A 17,211-nucleotide genomic window follows, 5' to 3' on the forward strand; every position below is an offset into this window, starting at 1 on the left:
TTGCCTCCTATTCGTGGGTGTGGCCGTCGGCGTCGTGGCCCGTGGGATCCGCGGGCGGGGCGACGCCGGAGGTGGTCGCCGTGAATGCGGCCGTGTGCACCTTGTCGCCGTGCTGGAAGTCCAGGTAGAGACGGTAGACCCCGGCGGACGGGACCTCGGCGGAGAAGGTGACGGCCGGGCCGTCGGACGGGTGCACGTGGAGGTACGCGAGATCGCCGTCCCGGAGCACGACCAGATGTCCGAGCGCTCCCAGGTAGGGCTGCAGGTCGGTGACCGGCTGCCCGTCGCGGCTCACCGTCAGGGTGAGCGGGGAGGAGGTTCCGGCGACCAGGTCGCCGGTGAGCGTCACGGTGTAGCCGTCGACCTCGGCGGTGCGGGCCGGCGCCGGGAGCGGAACCGGCTGGTAGTCGCCGGGGGCCGGCACGTCCACGCCGAGGGTGAGCGCCTCGTGGCCGCTGGGCTGGAAGTCGGCGAACACCCGGTACTGACCCGGATCGGTCACGGCGAGCGGGACACTCCAGGTGCCGTCGCCGTCGAGGGTGGGGTGCACGTGCTGGAAGCCGGTGAGGTCACGGCGGACCACGATGAGGTGCAGGTCCTTCTCGTGGTTCGGGGTGTAGGCGGTGACCGGCGCGCCGTCGGGTCCGAGGATCCGGAAGCGGAACGGCTGAGCCGCATCGAGGCCCAGGCGGGTGGTCAACGGCTCGAGACGGTAGCCGTCCTCGACGACCTGAAGGCCGCCGGGAAGAGCGGCCTGAAGGCCGCCGGGAAGAGCCGGAACGGGACTTTCGGTAGGGGCGTGACCATGCGACACCGGGGCAGGATCAGTGGAAGGCCCGACCACCCGGCCCGCGCCGGCTGCCGCACCGAAGACCAAGATCAGCCCGATCGCGTACGCGGTCAGCCGGACCGGTGTGTTCACGAGGCGCTGCCCAGCTCGTATCCGGCCTCGTCGACGGCCGCCCGCACGGTCTCGAGGTCGAGGACGTCCTGCGAGGTGACGGTGACGGCGCCGGTGGGCAGGTCGACGTCGACGCCGGTGACGCCGGGGATGCCGCTGATCTCGGTGGTCACCGATCCGGCACAGTGCCCGCAGGTCATGCCGAGGACTGAATAGGTGGTGGTCTGCATGGCGGACTCCTCTTCGTCGGTGGTTCGTCTCCCACGTTACACATACCGGGTAGGGGTATCAACGTCGGCTCACGGTAGGATGACACCCATGACCAACCCGGCGCCGACCCGCGGATACACGGCCAGCAAGGACAACCTGCAGTCGCGGCTGCGCCGGATCGAGGGGCAGGTCCGGGGCATCGACCGCATGGTCGAGGACGACCGCTACTGCATCGACATCCTCACCCAGATCTCGGCGATCCAGGCCGCCCTCGACAAGGTCGCACTGGGGCTGCTCGACGGGCACGCCCGGCACTGCATGCACGAGGGCGCGCAGGAGGGCCGGGCCGACGAGATGGCCTCCGAGCTGATGGCCGCCGTCGGCCGCCTGATGAAACGCGGCTGAGCTACGACGCGTGGATCGGGTCGGACAGGTCCCGCAGGGGAGTTCCGGAGCCGCCCCAGGTCGACGCGACGATCTCGGCGGCGATGGCCACGGCGGTCTCCTCGGGAGTGCGCGCGCCCAGGTCCAGCCCGATCGGGGCGCGCAGGCGGGACAGCGCCTCCTCGGTGACGCCGAGTTCCCGGAGCCGGGCGAGACGGTCCTCGCAGGTGCGCCGGCTGCCCATCGCCCCGATGTACCGGGCGGGGGTATGCAACGCGACCTGCAGCAGCGGCACGTCGAACTTCGGGTCGTGGGTGAGCACGCACAGCACCGTGCGCTCGTCGACCACGGTCCGTTCGAGATAACGGTGCGGCCACTCGACGACGACCTCGTCGGCCTCCGGGAAACGGGCCGGGGTGGCGAACACGGCACGGGCGTCGCAGACCGTCACGTGGTAACCGAGGAACGTGCCGATCCGGGCCACCGCGGCGGCGAAGTCGATCGCCCCGAACACGATCATGCGGGGTGGAGTGGCCCAGGACTGCACGAACACCTCACGACCACAGGACTGGACCATGCCGGTACGCCCCTGGGCGAGCATTCCGGCGGCCTGCTGAGCGGCCGAACGGTCCAGCTCGGCGTCACCGAGCGTGCCGGTCACATCGCCGTCCGGGCGGATCACCAGGTGGGCGCCGGGGACCGACGCGACGGCCACCGGGCGGCCCTCGGCGAGATCGGACAGCCACGCGTCGAGACCGGGCATGGCGGTGTCCGGCTGGACCGTGATCTCGATGGTCCCGCCGCAGGTCAGCCCGGCCTCCAGGGCATCGCCGTCGCTCACCCCGTACACCTGTGTCTGCGCCTTGCGGGTTTGGATGACCTCCTGGGCGGCGGCGTAGACGGCCCCCTCGACACACCCTCCGGAGACGCTACCGAGCACCTCGCCGTGCTCGTTGACGGCCATCGCGGCACCCGGCCGGCGGGGTGCTGAACGCCAGGTGTGCACCACCGTGGCCACCGCGAACGCGGTTCCGGCGGCGCGCCAGGCGAGGAGGCCGGGGGCGATGTCGCGCATTCCCCGCACGATCCGTGATCTTCGCGGCGGAGTCAACGACCGGTTAAGCGAACGCTTAGGTCACTGTTGACATTGGATGCCCGCGGCGGGAGGGTCGGCGCGACTTCGCGGGAGGTGCAGGGTGCAGGTGCCGGCTCCGTTCGAATACGAACGTGCCACGAGTGTGGATCACGCCATCGGTCTGCTGGAACGGCTGGGAGGCACGGCCCGTCTGGTGGCCGGCGGGCACAGCCTGCTGCCGATGATGAAGCTGCGGCTGGCGAACTTCGAGTATCTGATCGACATCAACGATCTGCACGGCGAACTGGGCTACATCCGGCTCGGCGCGGGCGAGGTGCGGATCGGGGCGATGACCCGGCACCGGGAGCTGCTGGAGTCGGACGGCCTGGCCACCGTCCTGCCGATCTTCCGGGACGCCGAGCGGGTGATCGCCGACCCGATCGTGCGCAACCGGGGCACGCTGGGCGGTTCGCTGTGCCAGGCGGATCCGTCCGAGGACCTGTCCGCGGTGTGCACGACGCTGGACGCGAGCTGTGTGATCCGCGGTCCGGGCGGCGCCGAGCGGGTGGTGTCGATGGAGGAGTTCCACGTCGGGCCGTACGAGACGGCGGTGGCGGAGAACGAGATGCTCACCGAGGTGCGCATTCCTCTCAAAGTGGGCCGGACCGGGAGCGCCTACGCCAAAGTCGAGCGGCGGGCCGGTGACTGGGCCGTCGTCTCGGCCGGCTCCGCGGTCGTCCTCGAGGACGGCAGGATCGTCGACGCGCGCGTCGGGCTGGCCGCGGTCGGGCCCAACACCACCGGCATCCCGGAGATCTCCGCGGCGCTGCGCGGCCACGAGCCCGGCGAGGACATGTACGAGCTGGCCGGCGCGATCGCGGCCCGCAGCTGCGACCCGTCGACCGACAGCCGCGGGAGCGCCGACTACAAGCGGCACCTGGCGGACGAGCTGACCCGGCGCACCCTGCGCACGGCCGTGGAACGGGCGAGGAGCTGAGCTGATGCAGGTCACCATGACCGTCAACGGGGACGAGTACACCCGGGAGATCGAGGGCCGGCTGCTGCTCGTGCACTTCCTGCGCGACGTGCTGAGCCTGACCGGTACGCACTGGGGCTGCGACACCAGCAACTGCGGCACCTGCGTGGTGTGGATGGACGGCGAGCCGGTGAAGTCGTGCACCGTGCTCGCGGCGATGGCCGGCGGGCGCGAGGTGCGCACCGTCGAGGGCCTCGCGAACGGCGCCGAGCTGGACCCGATCCAGGAGGGTTTCCGGCAGTGCCACGGCCTGCAGTGCGGGTTCTGCACGCCGGGGATGCTGATGACCTGCCGGGCGCTGCTCGACAAGAACCCGGACCCGTCCGAGGCGGAGATCCGCGAGGCGATCTCGGGGCAGATCTGCCGGTGTACGGGCTACGCATCCATTGTCCGGTCGGTGAAATGGGCGGCTTCTCAGGAGAACCAGGCGGTGACGAAGTGACTGCGGTTTTCGAGAACAACGACCTCAAACCGATCGGCTACGGCCGGATGCTGCGCAAGGAGGACCCCCGTCTGCTGCGCGGGCGCGGGAAGTTCACCGACGACGTGCAGCTGCCCGGCATGCTGCACCTGGCGATCCTGCGCTCGCCGTTCGCCCACGCCAGGATCCTCAGCATCGACACCAGCGCCGCCGAGGCCTCGCCCGGGGTCAAGGCGGTCGTCACCGGCGAGACCCTCAAAGGTCTGGGCCTGGCCTGGATGCCGACGCTCTCCAACGACGTGCAGGCCGTGCTCGCCACCGACAAGGTGCGCTTCCAGGGCCAGGAGGTGGCGTTCGTCGTCGCCGAGGACCGCTACCAGGCCCGGGACGCCCTGGAGCTGATCGACGTCGAGTACGACGTGCTCGACCCGGTGATCGACGTGCGCAAGGCGCTCGCACCGGACGCCCCGCTCATCCGCGACGACCTCACCGACAAGACGGACAACCACGTCTTCGACTGGGAGACCGGCGACGAGGCCGAGACGAACCGGGTCTTCGAGCGCGCCGACGTGATCGTCAAGGAGGACATCGTCTATCCCCGGGTGCACCCGGCGCCGATGGAGACCTGCGGTTCGGTCGCCGACTTCGACCCGGTCGAGGGCCGGCTGAAGCTCTGGTCGACGACCCAGGCCCCGCACGCGCACCGCACCCTCTACGCGATCGTGGCCGGCCTGCCGGAACACAAGATCCAGGTGATCGCGCCGGACATCGGCGGCGGCTTCGGCAACAAGGTGCCGATCTATCCCGGGTACGTGTTGAGCATCGTCGGCTCCATCGTCACCGGCAAACCGGTGAAGTGGATGGAGGACCGGTCGGAGAACCTGATCAGCACCGGTTTCGCCCGCGACTACATCATGCGGGCGGAGATCGCCGCGACCCGCGAGGGCAGGATCCTGGCCATCCGTACGAACGTGCTCGCCGACCACGGCGCGTTCAACGGCACGGCAGCCCCGGTGAAATACCCGGCCGGTTTCTTCGGGGTGTTCACCGGCAGTTACGACATCGAGGCCGCGCACTGCAAGATGACCGCGGTCTACACCAACAAGGCGCCGGGCGGGGTCGCGTACGCCTGCTCGTTCCGGATCACCGAGGCGGTCTACCTGGTCGAGCGGATCGTCGACTGTCTCGCCCACGAGCTGGCGATGGACCCGGCCGAACTGCGGCTGAAGAACTTCATCCAGCCGGAGCAGTTCCCGTACACCACCAAGACCGGCTGGGTGTACGACTCCGGTGACTACGAACCGACCATGCGGCTGGCCATGGAGATGGCCGGCTACCAGGAGCTGCGCAAGGAGCAGGAGCTCAAGCGGGCCCGCGGCGAGCTGATGGGCATCGGCATCTCGTTCTTCACCGAGGCGGTCGGCGCCGGCCCCCGCAAGAACATGGACATCCTCGGACTGGGCATGGCCGACGGCTGCGAACTGCGGGTCCACCCGACCGGCAAGGCCGTGGTGCGACTCTCGGTGAAGACCCAGGGCCAGGGCCACGAGACGACCTTCGCGCAGATCATCGCCGAGGAACTGGGCATCCCGCCGGACGACATCGACGTGGTGCACGGCGACACCGACAACACGCCGTTCGGGCTCGGCACGTACGGCAGCCGGTCGACGCCGGTCTCCGGGGCGGCCGCCGCGCTGGTGGCCCGCAAGGTCCGGGACAAGGCGCAGCTGATCGCCTCGGCGATGCTCGAGGTGTCGGTCGCCGACCTGGACTGGGTCAAGGGCGGCTTCCAGGTCAAGGGCGACCCGGGCAAGTCCGTGACGATCCAGGACATCGCGATGCGCGCGCACGGCGCGGGCGACCTGCCGGACGGCATGGAGGGCGCGCTCGAGGCGCAGATCTGCTACAACCCGTCGAACCTGACGTACCCGCACGGGGCGTACATCTGCGTGGTCGACATCGACCCGGGCACCGCCGAGGTGAAGGTGCGCCGGTTCATCGCGGTCGACGACTGCGGCACCCGGATCAACCCGATGATCATCGAGGGGCAGGTGCACGGCGGCCTCACCGACGGCGTCGGCATGGCACTGATGGAGATGATCTCCTTCGACGAGGACGGCAACTGCCTGGGCGCCTCCCTGATGGACTACCTGATCCCGACCGCGCTCGAGGTGCCCGACTGGGAGACCGGCTACACCGTCACCCCGTCGCCGCACCACCCGATCGGCGCGAAGGGCGTGGGGGAGTCCGCCACCGTCGGCTCGCCGCCGGCGATCGTCAACGCCGTCGTCGACGCGCTCAAACCGTTCGGGGTCCGGCACGCGGACATGCCGCTCACCCCGTCCCGGGTCTGGGACGCGATGCGCGGCCGGGCCACCCCGCCGATCTGATGCTCACCGAACGCGTATCCCAGTTGACGGCGGCCCGCCGGCCGTTCGTGCACGCCACCGTGGTCCGGGCCCAGCAACCCACCTCCGCCCGGGCCGGCGACGACGCGGTGATCCTCGCCGACGGGTCCATCGAGGGCTTCGTCGGCGGGGTCTGCGCGGAGACCTCGGTGCGGGCCGCCGCACTGGACACGCTGCGCGACGGCGACTCGGTCCTGCTGCGGGTCCTGCCCGAGGACGCCGAGACCTTCCCGGACACGCCAGGCGCCCTCGTCGTGGTCAACCCCTGCCATTCCGGCGGAGCGATCGAGATCTTCCTGCAGCCGGTCCTTCCCCGGCCCCTGGTCGCGGTCGTCGGACACACCCCGATGGGTACGGCGGTCGCCGAGCTCGCCGGATACCTGGACTTCGAGGTCGCCCCGCCCGGTGAGTACTCCGGGGTGACCGCGGTCGTGGTCGCCGGACTGGGCAGGGAGGAGGAACCGGCGATCCGGGCGGCACTGGACGCCGGCGCCGGATACATCGCGCTGGTCGCCAGCCACCGGCGCGCCCAGGCGATGCTGGACGCGATGAACCTCGACCACGGCGAGCGGGCGCGGATCCGGCCGCATCCCGGGATCGACATCGGTGCTCGTACCCCCAAGGAGATCGCCCTGTCCGTCCTGGCCGAGGTCGTCCGGGAGATCCGGGTCGGCGGCCTCGCCGCCCCGGCGTCCACAGCCCGCAGCGGAGGCACCCACGCCGAGGCGATGGCCCTGACCATCGTGCCGCTGGGCAGGGCCGAGACCGCGGTCGACCCGGTCTGCGGGATGACCGTGGTGATCGGCCCGGACACGCCACACGCGACGGTCGGCGGCGAACAACACTGGTTCTGCTGCCCCGGCTGCCGGACGAAGTTCACGGCGGCCTGATCCATGGGAGTGACCGGACTGGTGCTCGCCGCCGGGGGATCACGGCGTCTCGGCGAGGCGAAACAGCTTCTGCCGTTCCGCGGGCGCACGCTCCTGGACGCCACCCTGGGCATGGCCCGAACCTGCGGCTTCGACGAGATCCTGGTAACCCTGGGCGGTTCGGCCGAGGCCGTGCGGGCACGGGTGGATCTCTCCGGGGTACGCGTGATCGAGAACGCCGACTTCGCCTCCGGCTGCGGATCGTCGATCAGTTCCGTGGTGCCGCACCTGAGTGACGTCGCCGACCGGCTGGTGCTCCTGCTCGGCGACCAGCCCGGCGTCCGTCCCAGCGACGTCCGCCGTCTCGCCGAGACGGACACGCCGCTGGGGGTCCTCCGGTACGCCGACGGGCTCGGCCACCCGTTCCTGTTCCGCCGCGAGGTGTTCGGCGACCTGTCCCGCCTGCACGGCGACAAGGCGGTCTGGAAACTGCTGCACTCCGGCCGCTATCCGGTGACCGAGGTGGACGCGGGCGGGACGGTGCCGATCGACGTGGACACCCGCGACGACTACGAGCGTCTGCTGGCGGGCGAGGCACAGTGAAGGATCCCGCCGACGTCGCCGGCCGGCTCGACGCCGTCGACTACCTCGTCGACGACGGCCTGGCGATGGCGTTGTTCCTGGCGTTGCGCCTGGGCAAACCGCTGCTGCTCGAGGGCGAACCGGGCGTCGGCAAGACCGCGGCCGCGAAAGCCCTGGCCCGCGCGCTGGACACCCCGTTCATCCGGCTGCAGTGCTACGAGGGCCTGACCGCCGGGGAAGCCCTGTACGAGTGGAACTACCAGCGGCAGCTGCTGCACATCCGGCTGGCCGAGGCCCGCGGGGCGACCGTCGGCGACGCCGACCTGTTCACCGCCGACTTCCTGCAGGAACGGCCGATCCTGCGTGCGGTACGGCACGACGGCCCGACCCCGCCGGTGCTGCTCATCGACGAGATCGACCGGGCCGACGACGAGTTCGAGGCGCTGCTCTTCGAATTCCTCGGCGAAGCCGCGATCACCGTCCCGGAACTGGGCACGTTCGCCGCGACCCGGCCGCCGGTCGTGGTGCTCACCTCCAACCGCAGCCGCGACCTGCACGACGCCCTGCGCCGCCGGTGCCTGTACCACTGGATCGAGTTCCCCGCGCCGGACCGGGCCGCGGCGATCGTCCGGCGGGCCGTCCCCGGCGCGGGCGAACCACTGATCCAGGACGTCACCGTGTTCATCGGCAAGGTCCGCCGGCTCGACCTGGACAAGGCGCCCGGACTCGCCGAGACCATCGACTGGGTGTCGGCGCTCGCCGCGCTCGGGGCCACCACGCTCGCCCACGAGGACGTCCTGCGCACCATCGGGACCATCGCCAAGACCCCCGACGACCGGATCCTGGTCGCCGAGGCCGTACACCGGGAGACCCGACCATGAAGATCACCAACGAGTTCGTCGTGCACACCCCGATCGACAAGGCCTGGGAGGTCCTGACCGACCTGGAGGGCATCGCGCCGTGCATGCCGGGAGCGCAACTCACCGGGGTGGAGGGCGAGGTGTACAAGGGCAAGGTGAAGGTCAAGGTCGGGCCGGTGATCTCGGACTTCGCCGGGACGGCGCAGTTCACCGCCAAGGACGACGCGGAGTACCGGGCGGTGATCGACGCCAAGGGGCGGGACGCGCGGTCGGCGGGCAACGCGGCGGCGGTCGTGACGGCGTGGCTGACGGCGGAGGGCCCGGACAGCACCAAGGTCAGCGTCGACACCGACCTGAAGATCAGCGGGAAGCTGGCCCAGTTCGGCAGCGGCATGATCAAGGAGGTGTCGGGGAAGCTGCTGACGCAGTTCGTCGCCAACCTCGAGGCGAAGCTGGCGTCCGACACGGCTGAGCCCGTCTCGCCTGCGCCGGTTTCGCCTGCGCCGGTGTCGTCCGTGCCGGTCTCGCCTGCGCCGGTCTCGCCTGCGCCGGTTTCGTCCGTGCCGGACCCCTCCGCGGGAGAGGTCGACGAAGCCGCCGGGCGGGTCGCGACCGCGGCGGGCACCCCCGATCCGATCGCCCCGCTCAACGCCACCGACGGCGACGTCCAGAAAGCCGCCGACATTCCGCAGGCCGCCCCCCGGACCACCTTCACCGTCCGGGACGAGCCCGCGCCGATCGACCTGCTCGACGTGGCCGGCTCGTCCGTCTACAAGCGGGCCCTCCCGGTGATCGCCGGCGCGGCTGTGGTCGTCGCCGCGGTCGTCTGGTTCGTTGCCCGTCGCTGACCCCGCACCCGGAGGCGGCAAGGCTCTGGCACCGTCCGCGCCTTTGATGCTCCGGGGCGTCGACCGGGCCGCGTTCGCCGTCGCGTTCGCGGCCCGGCTCCGCCGCGCGGGACTCCCCGCCGGCCTGTCCGAGACCGGCGACCTGATCCGGGCGCTGGACGCCGGCCCGCCGGACTCCCGCACGACGCTGTACTGGACGGCGCGGGTCACGCTGGCCCGCCGCCACGCCGACCTGGCCGTCTTCGACCGGGTCTTCGCGGCTGTCTTCGACGACACCCCACCGTTGCCGCTGACCCGCCCGGCCGCCCCGCCGAACCGCCGCGACGACACGGTGCACGTCCCGGTCCCGGCGGGCGGCGACGACACCATCGACGGAGGCGGCCTGCCCTGGGCCACTCTGCCCCCGCCGGTGGCCGCCGACGACACCGGTGCCGACTCCGGCCTCGCCGTCCCCGACCTGCGCCCCAGCGAACTGGCAGCCCTGGCGGAACGACCGTTCGAGGAACTCGACGAGACGCAGACCGCGGCGCTCGGGGCGATGCTGGCCGAGGCGCTGACCCGGTGGCCGCGACGGCGTACCCGAAAACACGCTGTCGACCCACGCGGCCGGCGCGTGTCGTTGCGCGCCACCATCGCCCGCGCCCGCCGGACCGGATGGGAAGCCGTCGACGTGGTCCGGGAGCGTCCGGTCCGCCGCCCCCGCCGGATCGTGCTGCTCTGCGACCTCAGCGCGTCGATGAGCGCGCAGGCGGCCGCCTGTCTGCAACTCATGCGGGCGTTCGCCAGGGTCGCCGACGCGGAGGCGTTCGGGTTCGCCACGACGCTGACCCGGCTCACCCCGGCACTGCGGCACGTGTCGGCGACCGAGGCGGTGGCGCAGGCGTCCGCGGCGGTGGGGGACCGGTTCGGCGGAACACGGATCGCCGCGAACCTCGGGGCTGTTCTCGACTCCCACCACGGGAACGCCCTCCGCGGCGGCGTGGTGATCATCGCCTCGGACGGGTGGGACAGCGCGCCACCGGAGGCCATGACGGCGGTGATGCGGCGGTTGCGGCGGCGCGCGTACACCGTGATCTGGTTGAATCCCCGCGCCGGAACACCCGGCTTCGCCCCGCGGGTGGCCGCGATGGCCGCCGCCCTGCCCTTCTGCGACCTGCTCCTGCCGGCCGCGACCTTCCAAGACCTGCTGGACCTGGCCGGGCACCTGCGGGATCTCAGCTCCAGAGGGTCACGTGGACGGACGGTTTGAAGCGGGCCACGTTGACGCCGGTGCCGCGCATCATCGCCTGGATGGCGCGCGGCGTGGACGCGAACCGGGCCAGTTCGGCGGCAGCCGACGGATTCCCGGGCTCGGTCAGGATCTGCGAGTGCCAGACGTCCTCCAGGGTCGCGTGCGGGCACCCGAACTGCACCAGATGTCCCTTGCGGACGTCCTGCGCCACGGTGAACGCCAGGGCGGCGGCCACCCCGCGTCCCCGTTTCGCCTCCTCGAGCGCCGCCGTATGACTCTGGAAGATCTGTTGACGGTCGTCCGGGACACCGAGCCGGCGCAGCAGCGTGCGGATCGCCCCGGCGTCGGCCACCGCCGATGGTCCGAGCAGCCAGGTCTGGTCGCGCAACTGTCTCGCCGACGGTGACGCCCCCGCCAGCGGATGATCCGGGCCGGTCACCGTCACGATCTTGTAGTACATCACCGGTCGGCAGGTCACGGCCGGGTCCGGCACCACCGGCGGCGGTCCGATGGCGATGTCGACGGTCCGGTCCAGCAGGCCCGCCGCGAACGTCCCCGGGTTGCGGACACTCAGCTCCAGGTCGAGGTCGGCGGCCCGGCCGGCGAACAGCTCGATCAGCCCCGGCGCCGCGTGCTCGGCGAACAGGCTGGACGCGCCGACCCGCAGCAGCCGGCGCCCCTGACCGGCCGAACTGACCTCCAGCACGGTGATGTCCTGCAGCCCGAGCAGTTCGGTGGCCCGGCTGGCCAGGCGCAACCCGCCCGGTGTGAAGCTGAGACCGGCCCCGGTCCGGGAGAACAGCTGGTCGCCGAGCTCCTTACGCAACTGTCCGATGTGCAGCGACACGGCGGACTCGGAGACCTCCAGCTGGGCCGCGGCCCGCTTGACCGAGCCGCAGCGGACCACCGCGGAATAGGCGCGTAATTGGGTGGGGGTCACAGCCCGGCTCGTCCCCTCGGCAGTGATGGGAATCTCCCTGGAAATGTATCGCGATCGTGGTCCCCCGGAGGTCCTCGACGGTCGCTGATTCGGCGGGGCCGGTGATTTCGCCGATCCGTGACGTTCGATCAGGGGCTACCCTCCGCGGTTATGCCCACCTTCCAGGCCACCGACGGCGTAGAGATCTCCTACCGGAGCTGGGACGGCGACCCCGGTCTGCCGCTCGTCCTGCTGCATCACGGCTTCATCGCGAACGGACACACCAACTGGGTGCAACCCGGCGTGGTGGACGCGCTCACCGCGGCCGGCCGGCGGGTGGTCGCCGTCGACGCCCGCGGCCACGGCGAGTCCGGCAAGCCGCACGATCCGGCGTTCTACGGCGAGTCGCGGATGGCGCAGGACGTGATCACCCTGCTCGACCTGCTCGGCGAACCGGCCGTCGACCTGGCGGGATATTCGATGGGGGCGATCGTCGCCCTGCTGTCCGCGACCCGGGACACCCGGATCCGCCGCCTGGTCGTCGGTGGCGTCGGCGCGGGAGTGGTCGAACTCGGGGGTCTCGACACCCGGGTGATCGGCGGCGACGCGCTGCGCCAGGCCCTGACGGCCGAGGACCCGGCGACGATCACCGATCCGCGGGCGGTGGGTTTCCGGACGTTCATCGACGCGGTCGGCGGCGATCGGGTGGCGCTGGCGGCCCAGGCGGCGTCGGTGCACGCCGAGCCGATCCCGCTCGATGCGATCACCGTGCCGTCGCTGGTGCTGGCGGGCCGGTCCGATCCGCTGGCGACCCGTCCCGAGCTGCTGGCGAAGGCGATCCCCGGCGCCCGGCTGGCACTGATCCCGGGAGATCACCTGGGTGCCGTACGCCGGCCCGAGTTCATCACCGAGCTGGTGACGTTCTTCTCCGCCCGGTAGTTCCCCTCCGCCCGGCCGGTCCTGTCCCCTCCACCCGGCGACCGGCTCCTCTCTGCCCGGCGGCAGGCTTCTCCCCGGTCCGGCGGCGGGCTCCTCTCCGGCCGGTGACCGGCCGTATCAGCCCGGCGCCGGACGGATCCGGGGGAGGGGGCGGTATCGTACCGGCACCCGGTGTGCGGCAGCCGCCGGTGGGACCGCTCGCGACGGCGCAGGCGAACAGGAAGCACAATGGCTGCGGACAAGAACCTCACCGGCGTACGCCGGAGCCGCCCGCGTCGCGACGACAGGACGGCCGACAAGGGCACGACCCGCGACGCGATCCGTGCGGCGATCCTCGCCGGCGAGTTCACGCCCGGTGAACGCCTGGTCGAGGCGCTGCTGATCGAGCGGTTCGACGCGAGCCGCTTCAACGTCCGCCTCGCCCTGCAGGACCTGGCCGGTGAGGGCCTGGTCGAGATCCAGCGCAACCGCGGGGCCCAGGTCCGCAAGATCTCGCTGAGCGAGACCATCGAGATCACCCAGGTTCGGATGGTGCTGGAGGGCCTGGTCGCCGCGCAGGCCGCCGAGCGGGTCACCGACGACGGCGCCAGCGAGCTCGACGAGATCGGCCTGCTGATGCGCCGCGCCGTCGAGGCGGGGGAGTATCGCCGCTACAGCGACCTCAACCAGCGCCTGCACGGCCTGATCCGCCGGATCGCCGACCACCACACCGCCGACCGCCTGATCAGCACGCTGCACGCCCAACTGGCCCGGCACCAGTTCATGCTGTCGCTGCTGCCCGGCCGGCCGCAGGCGTCGCTGCCGCAGCACGAGCGGATCATCGACGCGATCCGCCGCCGTGACCCGGTCGCCGCCGAACTGGCCATGCGCGAGCACATCGCCAGCGTCGTCGAGGTGCTGCGCACCCTGGACGACCAGGCCGTGCCGCACCTCTGACCCCCGGCCCCTGGCCCCTGTCCCTGGCCCCTGGCCCCTGGCCCCCGGCCCCCGGCCCCCGGCCCCCGGCCCCCGGCCCCCGGCCCCCGAGATCCGGGCTCCGGGCTCCGGGCTCCGGTGCCCTACTCGACCGGCGGGGTGCCGTGGGTGTGGAACGACTCGATGGTCTTCAGACCCCAGGCCTGGCCCTTGGCGCGTTCCGTCTCGGTCCAGGTGACCACCTCGTGGTCCGGGGCGAGCAGCAACCGGGCCCCGGCGTTGCAGAGCTCGATGCGGTTGCCACCGGGCTCCCAGACGTACAGGAAGAAGGTCTGCTGGATTGCGTGCTTGTGCGGGCCGGTCTCGATGTGCGTGCCCGCCTCCAGGAACACGTCGGCGGCGCGCAGGATGTCCTCCCGGGTGTCCGTCGCGAACGCCGCGTGGTGCAGCCGTCCCGTCGTGCCGGTCCAGTCGCGGGTGTAGACCAGGTCGTACGACTTGTCGGTGAACGTGTACCAGACGGCGGCCTTGGTGCCGTCGTTCAGCACGATCTGCTCGCTGGCCCGCCCGGTCAGCGTGCCCGCCAGGAAGTCCTCGTTCGCCGGCACGTCGCGGGCCAGGAAGTTGACGTGGTCGAGCCGCCGGACGTTGGCGCCGCGACCGGGGAAACGGGCGGCCTGGTTCTTCAGCGAGGGCCGGCTCGCCGCCGTGGCGCGGTATCGCTGCGTCTCGTAGTAGATGCCGAACGGGTGCCCGTCCGGGTCGGTGAAGTGGAAGACCGGGCCGTACCCCGGCTCGTCCTTGCTCCACCCCGCGCCGAGGCCGGCCGCCTCGATGTCGCGGACCCGGCGTTCCAGCGCCTCCGGACTGCGGGCCCGCAGCCAGGTCCGGCCGATGCCGGAGGTGCCGCCGCCGGTGACCTTCACCGTGAAGCTCTCGTAGTCGTCCCACGCATGCAGATAGGCGCTGTCGCCGCGCCGTTCGACGACCTCCATGGCCATCTGGTCGGTGAAGAACCGGACCGTGTCGTCGAGGACCGGCGTCAGCAGCTCGACCGCGGACACGTGCGCGATGTCGCGGATCTTCTCAGCCATGGGTGACGACTCCTTCCAGGGTCTGCCGGGGGAAGACCCGCCCCTGCAGGAGCAGGCGTGCGGTGCTGACGACCGCCGAGCGCCCGGCCGCGAGGTCCACGACCACGTCGGAGAACCCGCCGGGATGTTCCAGCCGGATGGTGCCGGAGATTGCTGTGAAGGCGACGCTGCCGGGCATCGCGACCGCGGTGCCGACCGTGACCGCGGCCAGCACGCCGATCGACGTGTGCACCCGGTGTGGGATGAACATCCGGGTGCTCAGGGTGCCGCCGTGCGCGGGCGGGGCGATCAGGCACATCTTGGGGACGGTCGTGCGGCTCACGTCGCCGAGCCCCATCAGTTCGCCGGCTTTCAGGCGCAGCGTCTCGATCCGGGCGCGCAGCCGTTCGTCGTACTCCAGGCGGGTGGGGGTCTCGTAGCCGGTGACCCCGACCGAGCTCGCGGCGATCAGCACCACGGGCATCCCGTTGTCGATGAGGGTGGCCGGAACGCCGTCCAGGTCGTCGGATTCCCGGCCGGTCGGCAGTAGTCCCGGGGCGACCGACCCGGCGGTGTCCCGGAACTCGACCTCGATGCGGGCCGCGGTGCCGGGCACCCCGCTGAGGGCGGTGTCGCCGGAGTATTCCGGGCGGCCGTCCGGTGTGGGCACCGAGACCACGGCGAGCGCGCCGGTGTTGACCATGCGGACCCGGACCGGGGTGACCGGGCCGGACGCGGTGACCAGTCCACTCTCCAGGGCGAACGGCCCGACACCGGCGAGGATGTTGCCGCACGGCTGCTCCGCGCTGACCCGGGCCTGCTCCACCTGCACCTGCAGGAAGAGGTAGTCGACGTCGGCCGCCGGGTCCGCCGACCGGCTCACCACGGCGACCTTGCTGGTCAGCGGATGCCCACCGCCGATGCCGTCGATCTGCCGCGGATCCGGCGATCCCATGATCGAAAGCAGCAGCCGGTCGCGGGCGCCCGGTTCGGACGGCAGGTCGTCGCGCAGGAAGTAGGCGCCCTTGGAGGTGCCGCCGCGCAGGATCATGACGGGTACGCTCATGCCGGACCGTCGTCGGCATAGGTGACGCCCAGCGACTCCAGCAGCGGCCGGAGCCGATAGATGTCGAGTCCCAGCTCTCCGGCGGCCAGCCGCTCCCGTTTGGCGGTCTCGGCGTCGATCCGCTTGCGGGACGCCTCCAGCACCGCAGCCGCCCGGTCGAACGGGATCACGACCACCCCGTCGTCGTCGGCGACCACGGCGTCCCCCGGCCGGACGATCGCACCGCCGAGCACGACCGGCACGTTCACCGACCCGGGGCTGGCCTTGACCGTGCCCTGGGTGCTGACCGCCCGGGACCAGACCGGGAATCCCATCTCCCGCAGCTCGGCCACGTCGCGGACCCCGGCGTCGAGCACCACCCCGATCGCACCGTGGGCCCGCAGCGAGGTGGCGAGCAGGTCGCCCAGCATCCCGTCGGTCGACGGCGACGTGGTCGTCACCACCAGGACGTCGCCGGGCCGGACCTGCTCCACCGCCGCGTGGATCATCAGGTTGTCGCCGGGGTGGCAGGAGACGGTCACCGCCGACCCGGCGATCCGGGCGCCGGGCCAGATCGGCCGCAGGTCCGGCCCGATCGCCCCGCGGCGCCCGTCGGCCTCGTGGGCGGTCGCCGCGCCCGCCTCGGCGAGTCCGGCCAGCACGTCGCCGGGCAGCCGGCGGGTGCTGCGGACCACCACGTGCCGGGTCACGACAGCTCCCGGGTGACCTGCGGGTAGATCCGCATGTAGGCCTCCGCGAACACCTCCGACGCCAGGCCGAGGTTGGGCCCGGAGTTGCGCGACGCCTGCAGGCCACGGCGCCGGCCCAGGTCGGTGTAGTAGCCGTGCAGGTGTGCCTGGGCCGCGAGGATCTGCATGGCCTCGCGTTTGCGGTCCCACACCTCGGTGATGTCGAGCAGCACGTTCGGCAGGAAACCGCACTGTTCGGGCTGGTGCGGCTCGAAGCAGAACACCGGGGGAGCGCCGATCACCTCGCCCGGGCCCTCGACCCCGGGCGCCTGCGCGAGGATCCGCGACTTGAGCGCGATGGCGTGCGCGAACGCATGGTCGCCGTTGTAGGGGTCGGCCGCCGCGTGGGTGAGCACCACCGCGGGTTGCACCTCGCGGTAGAGGTCGATCAGGCCGTGCAGCAGCTCGCGGGTCTCGACCAGCGGGTAGTCGTCGGCGTCGAAGAAGCGGATCTCGGCGCCCAGCACCTCGGCCGCCTGCTCGGCCTCGCTCCGGCGGTGTGCCTTGACCTGGTCGAGGGAGTAGCCCTTGCGCCACAGCGAGGCCGACTCGCCGCGCTCGCCGAAACTCATGCAGCCGATCACCACCCGGCCGCCCCGCGCCGCGGCCAGGGCGATCGCGCCGCCGGCTCGCCAGACGAAGTCACCGGGATGGGCGGTGAGCACCAGGGTGTCCGTCATGGCACCCTCCCCTCAGGATCAGCGATAGCACCCTCATGATTGACGACAGGATTGTCGACAATCACC

19 protein-coding genes are annotated in these 17,211 nt (G+C 71.7%); 11 read left to right on the top strand and 8 right to left on the bottom strand.

What is annotated here, in order from left to right:
- Window positions 1–7: 7 nt before the first annotated feature.
- Together QSK32_RS00860 and QSK32_RS00865 are read right to left on the bottom strand one after the other, a co-directional pair.
- On the bottom strand, window positions 8–922 hold the full coding sequence (locus QSK32_RS00860; RefSeq protein ID WP_285470948.1) for a DUF8832 domain-containing protein: 915 nt from the start codon (window positions 920–922) through the stop codon (window positions 8–10).
- Window positions 919–1,131: a heavy-metal-associated domain-containing protein gene (locus QSK32_RS00865; RefSeq protein WP_045746266.1), complete on the bottom strand. Its 213-nt coding sequence runs from the start codon at window positions 1,129–1,131 to the stop codon at window positions 919–921. Before QSK32_RS00865 ends, QSK32_RS00860 begins: the two co-directional genes overlap by 4 nt.
- Window positions 1,132–1,219: 88 nt before the next feature.
- Here QSK32_RS00865 and QSK32_RS00870 point away from each other — a divergent pair, with 88 nt between their 5' ends.
- Window positions 1,220–1,516: a metal-sensitive transcriptional regulator gene (locus tag QSK32_RS00870; RefSeq protein WP_045746267.1), complete on the top strand. Its 297-nt coding sequence runs from the start codon at window positions 1,220–1,222 to the stop codon at window positions 1,514–1,516.
- Between the two features lies 1 nt (window position 1,517).
- Here the strand turns inward: QSK32_RS00870 and QSK32_RS00875 are convergent, their stop codons facing one another.
- Window positions 1,518–2,570: an XdhC family protein gene (locus QSK32_RS00875; RefSeq protein WP_045746268.1), complete on the bottom strand. Its 1,053-nt coding sequence runs from the start codon at window positions 2,568–2,570 to the stop codon at window positions 1,518–1,520.
- A 76-nt stretch (window positions 2,571–2,646) separates the two neighbouring features.
- On the opposite strand from QSK32_RS00875, the gene QSK32_RS00880 reads away from it, so the two are divergent.
- The 8 genes from QSK32_RS00880 to QSK32_RS00915 are packed head-to-tail and all read left to right on the top strand — an operon-like array spanning window position 2,647 to window position 10,843.
- The gene (locus QSK32_RS00880) at window positions 2,647–3,567 is read left to right on the top strand and encodes an FAD binding domain-containing protein (RefSeq protein WP_285470949.1); all 921 of its coding nucleotides are present in this window, start codon (window positions 2,647–2,649) and stop codon (window positions 3,565–3,567) included.
- Between the two features lie 4 nt (window positions 3,568–3,571).
- A complete protein-coding gene (locus tag QSK32_RS00885) occupies window positions 3,572–4,048 on the top strand; it encodes a (2Fe-2S)-binding protein (protein WP_045746270.1) in 477 nt (158 codons plus the stop codon).
- Window positions 4,045–6,417 (top strand): aerobic carbon-monoxide dehydrogenase large subunit, encoded by a 2,373-nt coding sequence (locus QSK32_RS00890; RefSeq protein WP_285470950.1) that lies wholly within the window; start codon window positions 4,045–4,047, stop codon window positions 6,415–6,417. The genes QSK32_RS00885 and QSK32_RS00890 overlap by 4 nt, the downstream gene beginning before the upstream one ends.
- Window positions 6,417–7,325, top strand: a complete 909-nt coding sequence (locus tag QSK32_RS00895) for an XdhC family protein (protein ID WP_083449468.1) — start codon at window positions 6,417–6,419, stop codon at window positions 7,323–7,325. Before QSK32_RS00890 ends, QSK32_RS00895 begins: the two co-directional genes overlap by 1 nt.
- 3 nt (window positions 7,326–7,328) lie before the next feature.
- On the top strand, window positions 7,329–7,907 hold the full coding sequence (locus QSK32_RS00900; RefSeq protein ID WP_045746272.1) for a nucleotidyltransferase family protein: 579 nt from the start codon (window positions 7,329–7,331) through the stop codon (window positions 7,905–7,907).
- Window positions 7,904–8,767, top strand: a complete 864-nt coding sequence (locus QSK32_RS00905) for an AAA family ATPase (RefSeq protein WP_045746273.1) — start codon at window positions 7,904–7,906, stop codon at window positions 8,765–8,767. Before QSK32_RS00900 ends, QSK32_RS00905 begins: the two co-directional genes overlap by 4 nt.
- Window positions 8,764–9,594 carry an SRPBCC family protein gene (locus QSK32_RS00910; protein ID WP_285470951.1) on the top strand — a complete coding sequence of 277 codons (831 nt, stop codon included), beginning with the start codon at window positions 8,764–8,766 and terminating at the stop codon, window positions 9,592–9,594. Before QSK32_RS00905 ends, QSK32_RS00910 begins: the two co-directional genes overlap by 4 nt.
- Complete coding sequence (locus tag QSK32_RS00915) at window positions 9,581–10,843, top strand: vWA domain-containing protein (protein WP_285470952.1); 1,263 nt, start codon at window positions 9,581–9,583, stop codon at window positions 10,841–10,843. The genes QSK32_RS00910 and QSK32_RS00915 overlap by 14 nt, the downstream gene beginning before the upstream one ends.
- On the opposite strand, the gene QSK32_RS00920 is transcribed toward QSK32_RS00915, so the two are convergent.
- Complete coding sequence (locus QSK32_RS00920) at window positions 10,809–11,765, bottom strand: LysR family transcriptional regulator (protein WP_045746276.1); 957 nt, start codon at window positions 11,763–11,765, stop codon at window positions 10,809–10,811. The two genes, QSK32_RS00915 and QSK32_RS00920, sit on opposite strands and share 35 nt — an antisense overlap.
- Before the next feature lie 150 nt (window positions 11,766–11,915).
- Between QSK32_RS00920 and QSK32_RS00925 the strand changes: the two genes are divergently transcribed.
- Both QSK32_RS00925 and QSK32_RS00930 read left to right on the top strand, forming a co-directional pair.
- Window positions 11,916–12,683: an alpha/beta fold hydrolase gene (locus QSK32_RS00925; protein ID WP_285470953.1), complete on the top strand. Its 768-nt coding sequence runs from the start codon at window positions 11,916–11,918 to the stop codon at window positions 12,681–12,683.
- Between the two features lie 228 nt (window positions 12,684–12,911).
- Entirely contained in the window at window positions 12,912–13,619 is a 708-nt protein-coding gene (locus tag QSK32_RS00930) for a GntR family transcriptional regulator (RefSeq protein WP_285470954.1), read from the top strand.
- A 122-nt stretch (window positions 13,620–13,741) separates the two neighbouring features.
- Here the strand turns inward: QSK32_RS00930 and QSK32_RS00935 are convergent, their stop codons facing one another.
- Genes QSK32_RS00935 through QSK32_RS00950 form a run of 4 tightly spaced genes read right to left on the bottom strand, consistent with a single transcriptional unit; the run spans window position 13,742 to window position 17,145 of the window.
- The gene (locus tag QSK32_RS00935) at window positions 13,742–14,692 is read right to left on the bottom strand and encodes a VOC family protein (RefSeq protein WP_285470955.1); all 951 of its coding nucleotides are present in this window, start codon (window positions 14,690–14,692) and stop codon (window positions 13,742–13,744) included.
- Window positions 14,685–15,737: a 4-oxalomesaconate tautomerase gene (locus QSK32_RS00940; protein ID WP_285470956.1), complete on the bottom strand. Its 1,053-nt coding sequence runs from the start codon at window positions 15,735–15,737 to the stop codon at window positions 14,685–14,687. Before QSK32_RS00940 ends, QSK32_RS00935 begins: the two co-directional genes overlap by 8 nt.
- The gene (locus QSK32_RS00945; protein ID WP_285470957.1) at window positions 15,734–16,426 is read right to left on the bottom strand and encodes a 4-carboxy-4-hydroxy-2-oxoadipate aldolase/oxaloacetate decarboxylase; all 693 of its coding nucleotides are present in this window, start codon (window positions 16,424–16,426) and stop codon (window positions 15,734–15,736) included. The genes QSK32_RS00940 and QSK32_RS00945 overlap by 4 nt, the downstream gene beginning before the upstream one ends.
- Complete coding sequence (locus QSK32_RS00950) at window positions 16,423–17,145, bottom strand: PIG-L deacetylase family protein (RefSeq protein WP_285470958.1); 723 nt, start codon at window positions 17,143–17,145, stop codon at window positions 16,423–16,425. Before QSK32_RS00950 ends, QSK32_RS00945 begins: the two co-directional genes overlap by 4 nt.
- Window positions 17,146–17,211: the final 66 nt, after the last annotated feature.

The sequence above is a fragment of the Actinoplanes sp. NBRC 101535 genome (genome assembly GCF_030269225.1).
Classification (GTDB): Bacteria; Actinomycetota; Actinomycetes; order Mycobacteriales; family Micromonosporaceae; genus Actinoplanes; species Actinoplanes rectilineatus.